General features: G+C 49.0%; 12 protein-coding genes. All 12 read right to left on the minus strand.

Annotated features, from left to right (window positions below; translation table 11 throughout):
* Positions 1-8: 8 nt before the first annotated feature.
* The 12 genes from OEZ43_18685 to ndk all read right to left on the minus strand — a co-directional run bounded on the left by OEZ43_18685 (position 9) and on the right by ndk (position 17,420).
* Positions 9-707, minus strand: a complete 699-nt coding sequence (locus tag OEZ43_18685; protein ID MDH5547610.1) for an MBL fold metallo-hydrolase — start codon at positions 705-707, stop codon at positions 9-11.
* Positions 708-718: 11 nt separating this feature from the next.
* A complete protein-coding gene (locus OEZ43_18690) occupies positions 719-1,483 on the minus strand; it encodes a hypothetical protein (GenBank protein ID MDH5547611.1) in 765 nt (254 codons plus the stop codon).
* A 341-nt stretch (positions 1,484-1,824) separates the two neighbouring features.
* Entirely contained in the window at positions 1,825-5,154 is a 3,330-nt protein-coding gene (locus OEZ43_18695) for a PKD domain-containing protein (GenBank protein ID MDH5547612.1), read from the minus strand.
* Positions 5,155-5,463: 309 nt separating this feature from the next.
* The gene (locus tag OEZ43_18700; protein MDH5547613.1) at positions 5,464-9,414 is read right to left on the minus strand and encodes a PKD domain-containing protein; all 3,951 of its coding nucleotides are present in this window, start codon (positions 9,412-9,414) and stop codon (positions 5,464-5,466) included.
* Between the two features lie 387 nt (positions 9,415-9,801).
* Entirely contained in the window at positions 9,802-11,190 is a 1,389-nt protein-coding gene (der, locus tag OEZ43_18705) for a ribosome biogenesis GTPase Der (GenBank protein ID MDH5547614.1), read from the minus strand.
* 15 nt (positions 11,191-11,205) lie between these two features.
* Positions 11,206-12,432 carry an outer membrane protein assembly factor BamB gene (gene bamB / locus OEZ43_18710; protein MDH5547615.1) on the minus strand — a complete coding sequence of 409 codons (1,227 nt, stop codon included), beginning with the start codon at positions 12,430-12,432 and terminating at the stop codon, positions 11,206-11,208.
* Positions 12,429-13,070: a tetratricopeptide repeat protein gene (locus OEZ43_18715; GenBank protein MDH5547616.1), complete on the minus strand. Its 642-nt coding sequence runs from the start codon at positions 13,068-13,070 to the stop codon at positions 12,429-12,431. The genes bamB and OEZ43_18715 overlap by 4 nt, the downstream gene beginning before the upstream one ends.
* Before the next feature lie 19 nt (positions 13,071-13,089).
* Positions 13,090-14,370 (minus strand): histidine--tRNA ligase, encoded by a 1,281-nt coding sequence (gene hisS, locus OEZ43_18720; GenBank protein MDH5547617.1) that lies wholly within the window; start codon positions 14,368-14,370, stop codon positions 13,090-13,092.
* Positions 14,371-14,458: 88 nt separating this feature from the next.
* Positions 14,459-15,049, minus strand: coding sequence for a helix-turn-helix domain-containing protein (locus tag OEZ43_18725; protein ID MDH5547618.1), 591 nt, complete (start codon positions 15,047-15,049; stop codon positions 14,459-14,461).
* 46 nt (positions 15,050-15,095) lie between these two features.
* Complete coding sequence (gene pilW / locus OEZ43_18730; protein MDH5547619.1) at positions 15,096-15,863, minus strand: type IV pilus biogenesis/stability protein PilW; 768 nt, start codon at positions 15,861-15,863, stop codon at positions 15,096-15,098.
* 7 nt (positions 15,864-15,870) lie between these two features.
* Entirely contained in the window at positions 15,871-16,968 is a 1,098-nt protein-coding gene (gene rlmN / locus OEZ43_18735) for a 23S rRNA (adenine(2503)-C(2))-methyltransferase RlmN (protein ID MDH5547620.1), read from the minus strand.
* A 20-nt stretch (positions 16,969-16,988) separates the two neighbouring features.
* Positions 16,989-17,420, minus strand: a complete 432-nt coding sequence (gene ndk, locus OEZ43_18740) for a nucleoside-diphosphate kinase (GenBank protein ID MDH5547621.1) — start codon at positions 17,418-17,420, stop codon at positions 16,989-16,991.
* Positions 17,421-17,632: the final 212 nt, after the last annotated feature.

A 17,632-nucleotide genomic window follows, 5' to 3' on the forward strand; every position in this document is an offset into this window, starting at 1 on the left:
CTGTGCAACTACGATTTGCGCGGCACTGGCAGATAGGGTGCGTTTCGAATCTTGTCGTGTTTCACCATACGATATTCGACAAAGTCTTTCTCGTCGTCGAAGTGCATAAAAGGATTGCCGTCCAGTTCGTCCTGCATACGACTCGTTTCACGATCGGAATAGTTGTGGCCGGGATGAATGCAGGTATGAGCAGGCATACTGCCACCGAGCTTTTTCAAGGTCTGGTACATCACATGAGGGTCGCCACCTTCGAGATCGCAACGGCCACAACCAAAAACAAACAGTGTGTCGCCGGTAATTAAATCATCTCCTAATCGGTAGCATGCTGAACCTGGTGTATGACCAGGCGTGTGTAAAACAGATATCTCAGTTTTACCGAGTTGTATCATGTCGCCGCCATGATGTGTTGTTGGCGTATCCTGGTATTCGCCCCAAAATTTTGCTTCTTCCTTCAAAAGATGCACTTGCGCATCAAATTCCTTGTGTACATCGCCAATGCCATTGATATGATCGAAATGGCTATGCGTCAGCAAAATATCGGTTATCTTCAAGCCAAGTGATTTTGCTTTGGCGTTGACTTTGCTCACTTCCCAGGCGGGATCGACGACTGCAGCGGTCCTGGTCACAATATCTTCGATCAGATAAACAAAATTTTCCATCGGACCGAGTTCCATCGTATGAATGCGATAGGGCTTATCATTACTCATCGTCGCACCGCTCACTGTTTGCCTTGAATATCACGCAGTTTGTTTGCCGCGATCCCCGCTTCTCCAGCCTGAGCTACAGCTCGCGCTAAACGTGCAGGCGCCGAGCGTCCCATGCACATATGTTTTGGATCACCGTTAATCGCTTCAACGAAACCTTCTAACAGGTTTTCTCTATCATATTGTGTGTCGGTAAGCCATTCTTGAATGTCGATTACATCGCTGGCGACTTCTCGTGCAAGTTGTTGTTGCTCTTTCCACAAGGTTTCGACATCTCCACCAACCACTAGACCCGAAACATTAGTGGTAACGATATAAACATTTTTCAGCACCAACTCCCGCTGCATCTCAATTTCTGTCTCTACTTTCTTAACTGGAATTTGTAGCGATGTCAGCGCTTCCATCAATATAGAGGCGGCGGGTCCAAATACCGGGCTCGGTATCAAGACCTTCACATCCTGTCCTTTCTTTTTTTCGAACCAGACGGAGATCACAGTAGGTTGATCATATCCATACTGCTTCCAGTCGCGAGGCAATAATTCGTTTTGCAACAAACCCAGTTTCCCGCGCCATTTTTCTGGAATAGTTTCCATAGATGCTTGTAGATCAGCCTCACCAACTGCCAAAAGCACCAACACAGGGTCCGGGATTAGCTCCGCCTCGGCTTGCATATCCATATCTCTGGTTACGGGATAGACCGGATAGCCCGCTCGCAGCAATCCGCGCGCAAACACGCCACCCATCTCCCCCTGACCGATAACAACAACTGTTTGTTTCATAAGCTATTCCAGGACATTTTCTAAAAATTAAACGCTTGGCAGGCCGAAAGAGGATGGCCAACGTGGGCCTATCCTAACATTAGAGAGCATCAAATTCGAACCGAATCGGGGTCATGGAAAGTTCCCCAGCCTTCACATAGGCTGTCGACGATCCGTCGCTACCAAGGCAAATGTTTCTGTTGGAAAAAAGAATCGCGGCTATCTTCTTTAACGTATTCTCAGACCGCATTTGATTCTACAAACGTTACTATTTCACTTCGCCTAAGTCGCCCGCGAATAATTTTGTACCGCCAAAAAAAAGTGGCCACAAGGGCCACTAAAGACACAACGCAGCAGCAAAACTAGTAAGTAACTGTCACCGTCCTCGTCGCGGGACTTGAATCAACAGCCCCTCTGGAATCGGTCACCGTTAGCGTTATCGTGTAGACACCGGGAACATCAAACCGACCCCAACCCGGCGTCGCCCATGTGTTATTGATTGATGTACTCACACCACCTTGAAAATCCCATTGATAAGTCAACGCATCTTGATCAGCGTCGTAGCCGCTACCATCAAAATACAACCAACTTCCCGCGCGTATTGTTGCATCAGCAGTAGGCGAGATTATCGTACCGTTAGGTGGGGTATTCGTGGTTGATCCAATAACCGTGATAACACGCTCGGCGTAGGTTTGAGAAATCAAACCAAGCGCATCGACGGCCCAAACGCGGATATTGAATGTCCCCGCTTGATTGAATTGCACATTACCCGGAGTGGCACCCATCGCATTCGGCGCAACTCCAGCCATGCTCCAGTGGTATGTGAGTGGATAATGTCCGTCGATATCTGCACCCGTAGCGCTGAAGTAGACGTAATCACCCACGTTAATTGTCCGATTTGTTAACGGTTGACTAATCGACACTGTTGGCGCCTGATTTGTTGTTGCACTGCCCACAACTGTAATCAAGCGTTCTGCAGGAACAGGATCAGAAATACCAGTCGCATCGGTAACTACCAGACGCACCCGATACGTACCTACTTGATTAAAACTGATCTGACCTGGATTTTGCGCGAGTATATCTGGAACAGCACCATCGAAACTCCAACGATAGCTCAATGGATAATTGCCATCGGGATCAACACCGGATGCCGTGAAGTTAACGCGATCACCAACAGTAATCGTCAAATCTCCAGTGGGCGTATTGATAATACCATTCGGTGGCACGGATACAGGCACATTCGCCACTACGGTTATCGTGCGTGTTGCTGGCGTCGGATCGCTCGCCCCAAGATTGTCGGTTACACTCAACTGTATGTTGTATGTACCCGCTGTTGTAAACAAGACCTCACCTGGGTTTTGCAATGCACTGCCAGCGCGTGCACCATTGAAATTCCACGAGTAAACATATGGCGTATTACCTTCGGGGTCTGTCGCGTACGAGGCAAAATACACGCGATCACCCTCGTATATCGTCATATCGCTGGCCGGTGAAAGAATGACTGCGTTAGGTGGACTATTCGCAGGTTGAAAATCGCGAACCGTAATCACTCTTGTTGCGGGAGAAGCATCACTCAGACCTAGTGCATCGCTCACGGTAAATGTTACATGAAACACACCTGGTGTCGTAAATTGCACCACACCTGGATTCTGCTGTACCGAAGACGACGCCCCTCCATCAAACGTCCAGAGATAAGTCAGTGGCGTATTGTTGTCCGGATCAAATCCGTATCCGGAAAAATTCAACCAATCACCAGCATTAATTGTTACATCGCCTATCGGTGTCGATATCACACTGTTAGGTGGAACATTAATAACCGCAGGATAGTTGACGGTAACAACAACTTGTTCCGGTGTCGCATCGGACAGTCCATGCACATCAGTCGTTATCAAGCGAATGGTGAAAACCCCCGGACTCTGGAAGCTGATATTTCCTGGTACACGGGTAGTCGTGTTTGGTGCAACCCCGTTCATATCCCAGAAATATGTGACTGCATCTCCATCAGGGTCTGTAGCGCTGCCACTAAAGTACACAGTGTCGCCAACATCTATCGTAATGTTTCCTGTTGGCTGGTCAATCGACCCGACAGGCGGACGATTCACCGGCACACCCTCGACAGTTACCAATCGCGTCGCCGGTTGCGGATCGGCGAGTCCTAACGAATCTGTTACAACCAGATTCACTTCGTACACGCCTGCGCTTGGAAAAGTGATCAAGCCAGGGTTTTGCACATGTGCATTCGGCGCGCCTCCACCGAAATTCCAGTGATAGGCAAGCGGTGTATTGCCGTCGGGATCAATACCAAGCGCACTAAAGTTTACACTTTGTCCTTCGGTGATAACGACATCGGATACGGGTGAAGTAATCGTTCCATTTGGTGGAAGATTTTGCGCAATTCCCAGGACCGACACCGTAATCATGGCCGGTGTTGGATCGCTTGCACCACGAGCATCGGTAGCGGTCATGGTGATGTTATACGTACCTGCCTGTGAAAATGTTGCACTATGGCTTCGCGTCGTTCTGTTCGGAACTGAACCATCCATATTCCAGTAATAGGTGACCGCATCACCCTCAGCATCTGTAGCACTCGCACTAAACGATAAAGTATCGCCGACATATATCGCCATATTACCTGTCGGTTGCGTGATACGCCCGTTGGGTGGAGTGTTAACTGGTACGCTTTCGACAGTAACCATTCTTAGCGCCGGTGTTGGGTCGGCCAGACCTCGTGCATCAGTTACCAACAGACTAATGTGATAAACGCCCGGCGTATTGAATACTACGTCACCCGGATTCTGAATATTGAAATTCGGCCGACTACCATCCATGTTCCAAAGGTAACTGATGGCGTCACCATCTGGGTCAACACCAGAAGCCGTTAATCGAACAATGCCGCCTGCGGAGATAACCACATCTTGCGCAGGTGATAGGATAATTCCATTGGGTGGAGTGTTCGTAGCAACCGGGTTTACCGTAATTGTTCTACTCGCTGGTGTTGGATCGACATTGCCGTAAATGTCACGAACGCTTAGCGTTACTGTGTATGTACCTGCTTGATTGAATCGAATATTTCCAGGTGTTTGCGAATTGTTTACTGCGGCAACATTTGAGAAATCCCATTGGTATGTGACGGGATCATTTTCAGGGTCACTTGCAGTTCCAGAAAAGAAAACTGTTTCACCTGCGTTAATAGCAAGATTGGTCGATGGTTGCAAAATCGTCCCATTGGGTGGGCTATTACTCACAACAACAGCTCCACTACAATTAGCAGGAGCGCCTGCAACAACCAGGGAGAATTCCAGTGATCGACTTTTCGCGCGAACTTTACATGGAACGTCAGTGTTTTGATTGATTGTTTTCGACAAACGCCACTGCATGCGTGAATCGACTACCGCTGTTCCGACATACAGGCCGGAATCTGCATTTAGGACGTCTACGCTTGCATCACCAGCGTTTGCATTTCCACTAACAATGAGACGACTTCTGTCTGCTCGCCATTGCGCACGTGTAACAAAATTGGTCGTCAATACAGCGGCTCGAACGACATCTACCTGTTCTTCACCAGATTCGCCAGATAGAAGCTCACCGTCATTTCCTGGCGGCTTCGCGCAGGCTGACAAAAGTAATAGTAGAAAAATAGAGAACGTAAGAAATATATTGCGTTGGTAATTCTGAGAGTAAGTAGTTTTCATTTATAACCTCCATTTGCGCGTGCGAACTACACCACATCCCTGTAGCAAGGATGACCGCATAGATAAAATTGCCGGAAGTTATTGTTCGAAACTAATTTTTATTTTTACGCATTTGAAGGGGATGTTGATTCCAACACCAAAGCAAAAACCCAGACCCTTCCCACGAAGAAATATTATTTTTATATTGCAAAAGATAGAACGCGAAGCGAGATAATTCAAGGCAAAAAATAAAAAAAACAGAAAAGAAAAAGCGACGAAAACTAATAAGTTAACGTCGCTTTTTCAGTTGTGATTAAGTAACTGTGAGCGTTATGGCAACACGGTTATCACACGAATCGAAGGCGTAGGATCAGACACGCCAGATGCATTGCGTACTGTAAGCTTAACGACATATACACCGGATTGTGTGAATGTCATATTGCCTGCGTTTTGTGAATTTGGTTGAACACCTGTTGCAGGTAGACTTCCAAAATCCCAGGTATAAAGCAGTCCCGCAGCGGATGCACCTGAAGGATCGTATCCTTCCGCAGTGAAGTTAACACTTTCATTGCGACGAATCGTCATATCACTCAATGGCGAGGTGATATTGCCATTCGGTGCTAAACCAAAACCGCTACCTGCTCCTGCACCACCAGTACCAGGCGTGCCAACACCACCACCTATCGGCTGTCCGGTACAGGCACTGCTATTGATCACAGTAAAGGTACGACGATCAGGCGTGGCGTTACCCGCTCCTGTAGTCGGATCGTTTGCACTCAATGTCACTTCGTAACTACCCGCCTGATAGAAAATCATCGAGGTTGTTATTCCAGAGCGGAAGGCAAGCGCCTGGCCATTCTGGTAGAAGGTCCACTGATAGTTAATCGCGGTACTGATGTTAGAGGCCTCAAAGTTCACATTCGCACCACAAGCAAACGTGCTGTTGTTTTGTGGTGACTGAATCACTGCATTGAGGAAACCACCAACAGAGCCGCCCGCACCAGGAAAACCCGGTATACCTGTGCCAAATGGCGTACCACCATTTGCAACAACTGAGATAGTGCGAGTAGCAGACTGACTAACTGCACCAGTTGTTACGTCAACATATCTCAGTGTTACGTTGTAGTTGCCCACTCGGTTAAACGTTACACGACCTGGACCTTGCGCCTGAACAACACTGCCGAACTGATTAGAGAAGGTTAGTGATGCAACCGCTCCATCAAAATTCCAGCGTTGAGCATAGCCACCACCAACATTCGATGCAGCGAAATCAATACTGCTGCCAACATTGATAGTCATATTGTTCTGCGCAGGCAGAGTTATGACCGGCGTTACACTCAGAGGAATACTACCGCCACAGCTAAAACCTGCACTACAAACATTAACCGTTTGCGTCGCCTTACCAAAGCGACCTTGCGCATCGGTGTAATATAGGGCCACGTTGTAACTTCCTGCGCGCTTAAACGTTACGCTTGGAGAAGCTACTGTCGTATCAGGTGCGCCACCATCAAAGCTCCAGTAGTAGTCTGTGATCACACCGCCAGTTGTATTGAGCACCTGGAAGTTCACAGGAACTTCGACCATAGCAGAACCAGAAATGACTGAGATGGTTGCGCCTAACGCTGGTGTTGGATCAATAACTTTTACAATACGAGTCACTGTATCGCTAGAGATACCATCACTCACCGTCAAGCGAACAGGGAATTCCCCAACTGTTGAGAAATAGACCAAGCCCGCATACGCAGTATTGTAATTCACTTGCGTAGAACCCGTCAGGAATCCGAAATCCCAGTTGTAAGACATTGCTGCCGGAGCAGAATCAGGGTCATAGACAGAGCCCATGAAGTTGATACTGTCACCGCGACGAATCACTACGTCGGTTGCAGGAGAAACAATCGATGCAATTGGTGGTTGAGTCAGATTGTTACCGACTACCGTTACCACACGTACATCTGGGGTCATGTCTCTTGCGCCAGCGTTATCAACTGCCGTCAAGCGTATACGGAAGGTTCCGGTACGGTTGAAGGTGATTGGCGGAGTAACCTGACCGGTGGTATTTTCTTCAACCCCATCGAAGTTCCAGTTAAACGTTACCTGACCACCTTCTGGATCAGATCCCAGTGCAGAGAAACTCAGGCTCTGACCGACACTGATAGTCATGTTGACGTTTGGATCAATGATCGAACCATTTGGCGGCTGATTAAATCCAGTAGTCACACCTTGTACAGTTACCTTAACAACTTCTGGCGTTGGATCGCTCGCGCCTTGCGAATCGGTCGCAGTGAAACGTATGCGATAAGTACCAGGTTGGTTGAAGATGATATCACCAGGATTTTGCGCGCGAATATCCGGCATCGCGCCATCCATTTCCCAACGATACAACAACTGTGTATCACCATCTGGATCTGTTGCTGTACCCGCAAAACTGACTGACTGCCCAAGAGCGATCTGAATTTCGTTAGACGCAGGAGCAACTATTCTGCTCACTGGCGGACGATTATTCACACCGATCGAAGTATTCGCACCAACAGTGATGATACGACGCTCAGGCGTCAGATCAGACTGGCCTAGTGCATTAGTTACCGTCATGGTGACGATGTAAACACCAGGAGTATTGAACGTCAGCGCGCCTGGGTTTTGTACTGTCGTAGCCGGACGTGCACCACCGAAGTCCCAACGATAGCTCAATGGGTTGCTATTGTTTGGATCATAGCCAGATGCTGCGAATGTTACTGAAGCACCTGTTGGAATCGACACATCCGAAGCTGGTTGACTGATAAACCCAGACGGACCTTGTCCTCCTTGTCCAGGGAAGTTATTACCTGAACCCAGAACAGTAACTGTACGATACGCTGGAGTTGGATCTGTCAAACCGCGCGAGTCAGCAACCACCATACTCACGAGATAAGTACCAGGAATCGCAAAGATTACTGGACCAGGAGCCGGACCAGTCATGTTCGGTGCCGCACCGCCAAAATCCCAGTAGAAAGTCAGCGGCAAATTGCCATCAGCGTCAAATCCTTCGGCAAAGAAAGAAATCGACTGACCTGCATTTACGGTCAGATTCTGCTGTTGTGCAGGCTGTACGATGTATCCTTCTGGAGGATTAAAGCCGCCACCGTTTGGCAGACCAGGAACTGGAAAACCACTGGTGTCTTGCACAATAACCAAACGCGTTGCAGGTGTTGGATCCGACAAGCCGTTAGCGTCGGTTGCAGTCAGGGTGACATAGTAAATCCCTGGATTGCTAAACAACACATTGACCGATGCACCGCTACGATCTTGCATGAATGCGGTACCGGTAAATGACCAACGATAACTCAATTGACCTACACCATCTGGATCAAAACCGCTACCGACAAAGTTAATTGTTGTACCAACAGGAATTGTCAGGTCCGCAAGCGGTGCCTGAATTACACTTTCCGGAGCCAGACCAAAAAACTGTGGTGGCGCATTAGGAGTCGTCGGTGGAACACCTCCAGGAAAACTTCCAATTGGAGAGAATGGAATTCCACCAATTGTGCCGGAGCAAGTAGACGGCGAATTTGAAACCACCGCTTGAGCGATTAAACCGTTAGACGAAACACTGACAGCACATGGAATTGGAAACACATTGCGAACGCGCACTCTCCAGGAACCAACGGAATTGGCCTGATCACTACCGAGATATTGACCGGACACGGAGTCGAATACGTTTACGACTTGGTTTGGAATCGCGCCGCTACCCTTTACAGTTAGGCGAGCAGAAGAATTCTTCCACTCTGCTTCTGAGACAACAATGCTGCCAAGAGGCGCTACCGAAGCACCCGCACAACTCAGTGGCGCATTTTGTACCGGAATATTCTGCACGCCGCGTCGTGTCGTAACACTGATGGAACAAGGAACGGCGGCCAAATTATTGAGACGCAATACCCAGTTATCATCGTCATCACTATTTAGTGCGCGATTGAGATTGATGTTTTGATTATTGGGAATCAGGATCTGGCGGGTAAATGCGTTCAATACGGTGATTTGATTGTCATCATCGTCCAGTTCACCAAACCCACTGACAACCAATACTCCGTTGTTTTGATCCCAGAATGCGGAACGCACGATATCGTTCTGAAAGTTACGCCGAGACTCGCGGCGAATTTCGCCGGCTAGCGCGATATCCATATTTTCTGCACCGTCCAGCCCACCTTCCGGTAACTGACCGATACACCCCGTCATGAATAACAATACCGTTAGTGATAATGCATTCAATCCCAGGCTTTTACGCGCGGTTTGAATTATGCGTTTCATTTGACCCCCTTTTACCGGCTCCCTCATATGAGACGATTGCGCCGAAACTACACTGATTAAAAACAATTGCGGCAAAACGAGGGGGGAGAAAGCCTGTCTATCCCTTGAGGCTGGCGGAACATTACCAACTCGCAATAAGAAAGCTGGCTGTTCAGCTAGAAGTTTGGTGATACACCCGGTTTCAAAAACTGAAACCGCCCTTCCCCCAAATATTTTGCGTAAATTATTGTCGTCGTTCGATTTGTAAATATTGCCGTACGACGTTTATCCGCTTATTGCAAAATTCCCCATATCGAACTCATGGTTAGCGTCTCACAATAAGGGGGGTAGCTTAAGGCATACTGAAAAACTGACTATACTTCCGGGATATAGACGTGATGAGGCGAGTTACCGCCGCTTGATGTGCTTCATCATTCGCTTACGTTTATTTAACTGACGCGCGGTTAATGTATTTTTACGGCCTTCAAAAGGATTGGAACCGCTCTTGAATTGTATCCGTATCGGAGTACCTTCAATCTTTAGCACTTTACGAAACGTGTTCTCAAGATAGCGTCGATAGGCATCGGGCACATTATCAACCTGGTTTCCATGAATAACGATAACCGGCGGGTTTTGCCCCCCTTGGTGAGCGTAACGCATCTTTATGCGCCGACCATGGACTAGCGGAGGTTGATGGGTCATCACCGCATCTTCCAAAATCCGCGTCAATTGCGGCGTGGGATATTGCATACGTGAGGCGGCATAGGCCTTTTTCACAACTCCCATTAAATTCCCAACACCGCTTCCATGTAGTGCGGATATAAAATGAAGCGATGCGAAACTGACAAACTGGAGTTTCCTGTCTACCTCTTTTTTTAGATAATCTTTTTGTTCCTTCGGCAATCCATCCCATTTGTTTACCGCGACGAGCAAGGCCTTGCCCGCATCCAGCACATAACCCAACAAATGGGTATCCTGGCTACTGATATTTTCATGCGCGTCAATGACCAAAATGACTACGTTGGCCTCATCTATGGCTTGCAGGGATTTTATAACGCTGAATTTTTCGATTTTCTCATCAATTTTTGAACGACGTCGGACCCCGGCAGTATCGATAAGAACATAAGAATCGCCTTCATATTCGAAAGGCACATGTATGCTATCGCGCGTGGTCCCTGGCATGTCATAGGCCAAGACCCGTTCCTCGCCCAGCAGGCGATTCACTAGCGTCGATTTCCCCACATTAGGTCGACCGACTATTGCCACTTTAGCCGTCGAAGAGTCCTCTTCCTCCTCTTCATAGGAGTCAGGAAAACGATCAGCCAACAAATCAAGAAGATCATCAATACCGCTACCATGAGCAGCTGAAATAGGGACCAATTCATCAAAACCGAGTTGGTAGAATTCGCCGACCACCTGCTCCCGTTCCATGCGCTCGGTTTTGTTTAAAACAAGAACAATAGACTTGCCGGTAGATCTTAATTTTTGGGCGATCCGTTGATCGTCGGCGCTCAGAATTTCCCTGCCATCGACCAGAAAGAAAACCAGGTCTGCTTCGCCAACGGCCAGTAAGGCCTGGTCTTTAATCAAATTATCGATGTCGTTTTCATCATTGGACAAGCCGCCCGTGTCGATCAACATGTATGACTGACCAGCGTTTTTTACGGTGCCGTAGCGACGATCACGAGTCAAACCAGGTTCGTCTGCGACCAGCGCATCACGCGTCCGAGTAAGACGATTAAAGAGGGTGGACTTTCCCACATTTGGGCGCCCTACCAGGGCAATGACTCGTTTCATGGATTTCCGGAAGGACTACATAGTCGATTTGAGAGAGATATTTGCCATAACGCCACTACGATAGGTAACCAACAGACCATTCGCTGTCGCTACCGGAGCACTGGCAACGCCAATATCGTTATAACCCTGAGAACGTTTGAAACCGTCGCGCGCGTCATCGGGTTCCGCTGGATTAAGCAATCCCGTTCTGGTCGCAAACTCTAAATAGGGGTAGCGTGCGACCAACCGTCCATCGGTGGCAGTCATCCAGTAAAGCCCACCGTCTACATCCCCAATTACAAGGTGATCGCCAACAACTGTCACAACAGTATTCGCGCCAGCAAGCTTATCCTGCATCCATACCGTCGCGCCGCTGTCTTTATCCAGTGCCCATACCTTACCTTCAACGTCTGTTACATAAAGATGCCGCCCATCAATAGTCACGCCTAAGTAGGAAGACATTTCTCGCGTCCATAACACCCTACCGCTTTCGATAGTTAGCGCGGCAACCTGTCCCTGATAGCTGGTGACATATAGCGTGCCATCTGCATGCTGGATCCTCCCGTCGATATCCACGATGCGCTCAAGCTCGGAACGCCCCCTCGGCAAAGCTACAGGGCTTTCCCACAACATCTTGCCATCCGCAGCTGCCAGGGCGACCAGTTTTCCCGTAGGCAAACCGATAATCACGGTGTCGTCCACAACTAGCGGTGATCCCGTACCCCGCAAGGTCAACACAGGAACTTGACGACTAAATGTCCAGATAGTCTGGCCATTTTCGGCACTTATACCCTGAACTTTGCCATCAGCGGTATGGACAATCACCATATCCTCAGCCAGTCTCGGGGCAGATAGCACCTCACTGCTTACCCGTACCTGCCATAGCTCTTGACCAGACTCAGCTGAAAGCGCCACGACTTCTGCGTTTCGTGTCCCCAGAAGGATTTTGTTTTTTCCAAACTCTGGGCCGGCAGTAAACTGAACCGACATGGATTTGCGCCACTGCTCAGCCCCGTCACTCAATACGTAGCCAGACACGTCCCCGCGCTTATCGGCAAGAACTACAAGATCTTCGCCCAACGCCGGCCGGAGCTCCGAAAACCTGTCTACGCCATATTCAGCAAACTGCCGAAACCAACTGACTTCCACCGGTGCAAGTGGCAAAGTTTCGAGAAAGGGCTTTTCCCCATTGACTTTGCTCTGCAACTCAGCGCAAGACCAGAGTCCAAGGCTCAGAGAGACAATTAGGACTAATTTCTTCAAGAACTTGCCCCGCCACCGAGATCATCAAGCTTCAACCTCAATTCGGATGTCGTTTGGGGAGACAATCCCTCGCCACTCAAAGCCGCCTGATAGGCGCCGCGGGCGAGATCAGATTGCCCCTTGGCAACATAGATATCACCCTTTAAGACGTCGTACTCAGGCTTGAATTTACCGGCTTCCGCAATATTGGCCAAAGCGAGGGCCTCATCCAGCTTACTCTCTTCTACCATTACCCGAATCAGACGTAATCGAGCGACATGTTGCACATTAGTCTCAGTCACATTATCCAGCACCCACTTCAAGCGCGACCCGGCTGCGGAATAGTCCCCTTTTTCCACTTCCAGCTTGGCCACGGCTAATGCCGCTAAGGCGGCATAAGTGCTGTCCTTGTGTTGTTCCATCAGCGTGGCGCCGCGTTGCATGGCCGCCTCTGCCTTGCCAGTCTGCATTTCCTGCATCATAAGATCATATTCCGTGGACGCTTTGCTCGCGGTTGAATGTTTATAATCCATCCATACATTTCCACCGACAGTACCCGCAACAAAGAGGATGCCGAATAGAATGACGACTTTGCCATTGGTTTCCCACCAGCGCTTTAACGCTTCTACCTGTTCTTCATCGGTACGATAGTTTTCCACTATGTTCTCCTTCGTATGTTCAAGCTGATACTTTTGCAGATTCAAAATAGGCGGCCAAATCAGTCAGCTTCACGCTAGACTGTTCGCCTTCTCCACGCAACGGCTTTACACTGGCAACGCCCTGGTTCAACTCCTCTTCGCCAATGATGATCGCCCAGCGCGCACCGATGCGATCGGCTTTTTTCATTTGCGATTTCAGGCTGCCGCCTCCGTGATTTTGCACCACTCGCAGCTCAGTGACGCTACTGCGCAATTCCTCGGCAATGCGTACGCCAGCATTCTGAGCAAGGTCGCCAAGTAAAATCAAAATACAATCCGGCTGCTCGCCAACAGCAACGGTATTAAAGTCCTGCATGAGCGCTATTAAACGCTCAACCCCCATGGCCAGGCCGACCGCTGGAGTTGCGCGACCGCCAAGCATTTCTACCAGACTGTCAAATCGACCACCAGCGCACACAGTCCCCTGGGCACCTAATTTATCAGTCACCCATTCGAACACCGTGCGCGAATAGTAATCCAGCCCTCGAACCAGACGGGGGTTGACTGTATACGAAATTCCCACGCTGTCGAGCATCAATTTGAGTGATTCAAAATGCTGTGTAGACTCTTCACCAATAAAATCCAGCAAACTCGGCGCGTCTCTTAATGCCGCTTGTGTTGACTCACTCTTGGAATCAAGCACTCTCAGCGGATTGCTGTGCAATCGGCGTTTGCTGTCCTCATCCAGCATTTCTTCCTTTGTCAGGAGAAAATCCACCAATGCTGCGCGATATTCATGCCGTTCGTCCTGCGTACCCAGGGTGTTGATTTCCAGACCGACATAGGGAAAAAGTCCGAGCTTTTCCCATAAACGTCGGGTCAACACAATCAGTTCCGCGTCTATGTCCGGTCCAGCGAGGCCAAACACCTCGACGCCAATTTGGTGAAACTGTCTATATCGGCCTTTTTGCGGACGCTCGTGGCGAAACATTGGTCCGCTATACCATAATTTCTGTACCTGGTTATGTATGAGCCCATGCTCAATAACGGCGCGTACGCATCCCGCAGTACCTTCAGGCCGAAGACTCAGGCTATCGCCGTTTCGATCCTCAAACATGTACATCTCTTTTTCGACGATGTCGGTGACATCACCAATTGTGCGCTTAAACAGCTCGGTCTTCTCTAACACCGGCATACGAATCTGATCGAAGGCATAAGCCGACATGAGATCGGAGACGCATCGTTCCAGATGCTGCCAGTAAAGAGAATCCGTCGGCAACACATCATGCATTCCCCGAATGGCCTGGATGCCTTTTGCCACCACTTATACCTCATCACCCAAAAATGGCGCCTATTATATGAAAAAACGCCGCATATGCGGCGTTTTTATCATCAATTTGATCACCAATTTATTCCACAGGCGGCGTTATCGGCTCCAAATCGGCTGTTTCGGGTGCTTGACTGGGTATTGCCAAGACCTCACTGGACTCGGTACTGCCATGGTTTATTGCGACACCCTTCACCCAGTCATCCAGACCCGCCATCTTCGCCAGCCACAGTGAAACGATTAGAATGACCGCGCCAATACCGTATATGAGAGATTTAGTAGATACCCCTCGGTAATGAATTCGCTGATTCTGGGACACGCGTGCAATTGACGGCTCACGACTACTTTCGCAGCGCTCATACGAGGCAAGCAAATCACTCATCGGCACGGAGAAAACCTCAGAAAACCGTCGCAGGTAGCTACGCACGTAAATTGGCGCGGGAAGTTGCGCAAAATCGTCCGCCTCCAAGGCTCGGAGCTGATGCAAACTAATCGTCATACGCGACGCAGCCTCCATTTCCGACATTCCAGACAGATCTCGAAACTGTTTTATGAATCGCCCAGGCCCTTCACCAGTAGACGCATTCATTGCGCGCAAGATGTCTTCCTTGGTTGGAGCAGACTGCTCTTCCTTTTTTGCCCACTCTTCCTGCTTTACCGCTGGACTACTCATAGTGCCCCCAAAAGTATGCTTATCAACTAAACTAATCCTAGCTAACTCAATACAACTCAGCCAGCTGTTTTACTTCTTCCGAAGTGGGATACTGCTGTCGCAAAGTCTGCCCGAATTTTCGAGCACTGACGTCATCTCCCATAGCCCTTTCTATACGTACTGCCAATAGCAAATCCGCGGCACCCGGCCTGGTCTGGATCGCCAAAAAACGCTGCATGAATGCTCTGGCAGCTAAAAAATGTTCTCCCTTAAGCGAAATTTCCGCCATCGAAACAAGTGAACGAGGCAAGTTCCCATTTCGCTTCAAAGCCTCACGAAAGTATCCTTCCGCACTTTCCAGGTCGTCATGGCGAATAAAGCATAACCCACCATTTTCCAATGCCAGCTCGGGTGTCGCATATAAGGAATGCTCGAAAGCTATACGAAAATGACTGGCCGCGTCAGACACTTTCCCTCGGCTACACAAGAAAGCAGCGTAATTATTATGAATAGACCCAAAATCACGACTATCCGTATCCACCAGATCTATTGCGCGCCGAAAGTATTCGCCAGCCTCATCGTAACGCCCCAGCTGTTCATAAACCAGCGCCAGCAAAGCATTGGCAGGGTACGACTTTTTATCGTATTGAACCGCTTTCTTCAGATACTGCAACGCGGGTTCAAGTCGACCATGCTGGAAATACTCCGCACCAAGAGAGACATAGTCCGAGGCTTTCTCTTTGTCGCTACGCTTGTCACTCGACACCGTCACACATGAAACAAGCAAATGCAAAAAAATGACCAACAATATCCTTATAATGTTTAACCTTAGCATTTGTTCCTTAGTCGCCTACGGCTCTCATCATTTTGACGCTTCGTCGCGTCCTATCCTGGACCTTTCCAGCGAGCTGGCCACACGCCGCATCAATATCATCGCCGCGTGTCTTGCGCGTAATACTTACCAGTCCTGCTTCCTGGAGTATCGTTGAGAAACGATCAATAGTGTCGGGAGAAGAGCACAGATAGCCCGAATTAGGAAATGGGTTAAACGGAATCAAATTCACCTTCGATGGTATGCCTCGAAGCAATTTAATCAGCGCGCGCGCATGCTCGGGCGCGTCATTCACACCTTGCAACATTACATATTCGAAAGTAATTTTCCGACTGGAGTCTTCGATATAGCGGCGACACGCCGCCATCAACTCTTTAATTGGGTATTTCTTGTTGATAGGAACCAACTCATCACGCAGATCGTCGTTAACTGCATGCAGGGATATTGCCAGGGCGACATTACATTCCTTACCTAATCGATCCAGCGCAGGTACAACGCCAGAGGTGCTCAGCGTTACACGACGACGGGATAACCCGAAAGCGTTGTCATCCAACATGATCTGCATGGCAGCGACCACGGCGTCGAAGTTCAAAAGCGGTTCACCCATGCCCATTAACACGACATTTGTAACCGAACGTTCGCTTTGCTGACGCTCAAATTGCCCCAAGGTCTTGGCCGCATGCCAAACCTGGCCAATGATTTCGCCTACGGTGAGATTACGATTAAATCCCTGACGCGCCGTAGAGCAAAACGAGCAATTGAGGGCACACCCGACTTGCGAGGAAACACACAGCGTTCCCCGGTTTTGCTCAGGAATATATACCGTCTCGATACAGTTACCATCATCTAGCCTTAGCAGCCATTTCTGGGTGCCATCGTTCGACTGCTGAGTTAAAGCCAGTTCAGGAGGACAAACCTCGGCCTCGGCACCCAACCGGGCGCGCAAGGCCTTTGAAAGATCTGTCATTTGTTCAAAATCAGTCACGCCACGCTGATAAATCCATTTCATAATTTGGGTAGCACGAAAACGTTTTTCGCCTATTCCTTCGAAATAGTCGCCTAAACCTTCGATTCCCAGATTGAACAGATTAATCTTTAGCGCAGACACAACTTAGTACTCCAGTAAAATTAGCGAATTCGCGGACAAAGCTCGCTTTCTTTGAAGAAGAAGGCAATTTCCGCAGCCGCTGTCTTAGGGGCATCGGATCCATGTACAGCGTTTTCGTCTATGCTAGACGCGAAGTCCGCACGGATAGTTCCAGGAGCTGCGTCTTTAGGGTTGGTTGCCCCCATGACTTCACGGTTCTTGGCGATAGCGTCCTCACCTTCCAGGACTTGCACCATAACCGGACCAGAAGTCATAAAGCTGACCAGGTCATTGTAAAAAGGGCGTTCCTTATGTACCGCGTAGAACTCGCCTGCCATTTCTTTGCTGAGCTGGATCATACGTGCTGCCACAATGCGCAGGCCTGCTTTCTCGAAACGGTTATATATTTCACCAATAACGTTTTTTGCCACTGCGTCGGGCTTGATAATGGAAATTGTACGTTCGACCGCCATGTTCTCTCCGATGTTGATAGTTGGGATTAATACTATAGATAAACGCGCGATTCTAACGAAATACATCCCGCACTGGCAAACATAGAAATCAGGCCTTTGGCCCTCTACATCTGGTTTGTGCTTGAAATTTATATCGTTTTAAGGGTAAGGTCAGCGGGTTTATTTGGGTGTTAGCAGGGCGACTTTTTTCGCCTTACCAAAACCTCCAGCAC

It is taken from the genome of Gammaproteobacteria bacterium (assembly GCA_029881255.1).
GTDB lineage: Bacteria > Pseudomonadota > Gammaproteobacteria > S012-40 > S012-40 > JAOUMY01.

Coding starts and splice junctions, on each gene's coding strand:
- OEZ43_18725 (MDH5547618.1), bottom strand. CDS start 15,049: ATGAGTAGTCCAGCGGTAAAGCAGGAAGAGTGGGCAAAAAAGGAAGAG.
- der (MDH5547614.1), bottom strand. CDS start 11,190: ATGAAACGAGTCATTGCCCTGGTAGGGCGCCCAAATGTGGGAAAGTCC.
- ndk (MDH5547621.1), bottom strand. CDS start 17,420: ATGGCGGTCGAACGTACAATTTCCATTATCAAGCCCGACGCAGTGGCA.
- OEZ43_18685 (MDH5547610.1), bottom strand. CDS start 707: ATGAGTAATGATAAGCCCTATCGCATTCATACGATGGAACTCGGTCCG.
- OEZ43_18700 (MDH5547613.1), bottom strand. CDS start 9,414: ATGAAACGCATAATTCAAACCGCGCGTAAAAGCCTGGGATTGAATGCA.
- OEZ43_18690 (MDH5547611.1), bottom strand. CDS start 1,483: ATGAAACAAACAGTTGTTGTTATCGGTCAGGGGGAGATGGGTGGCGTG.
- OEZ43_18695 (MDH5547612.1), bottom strand. CDS start 5,154: ATGAAAACTACTTACTCTCAGAATTACCAACGCAATATATTTCTTACG.
- pilW (MDH5547619.1), bottom strand. CDS start 15,863: ATGCTAAGGTTAAACATTATAAGGATATTGTTGGTCATTTTTTTGCAT.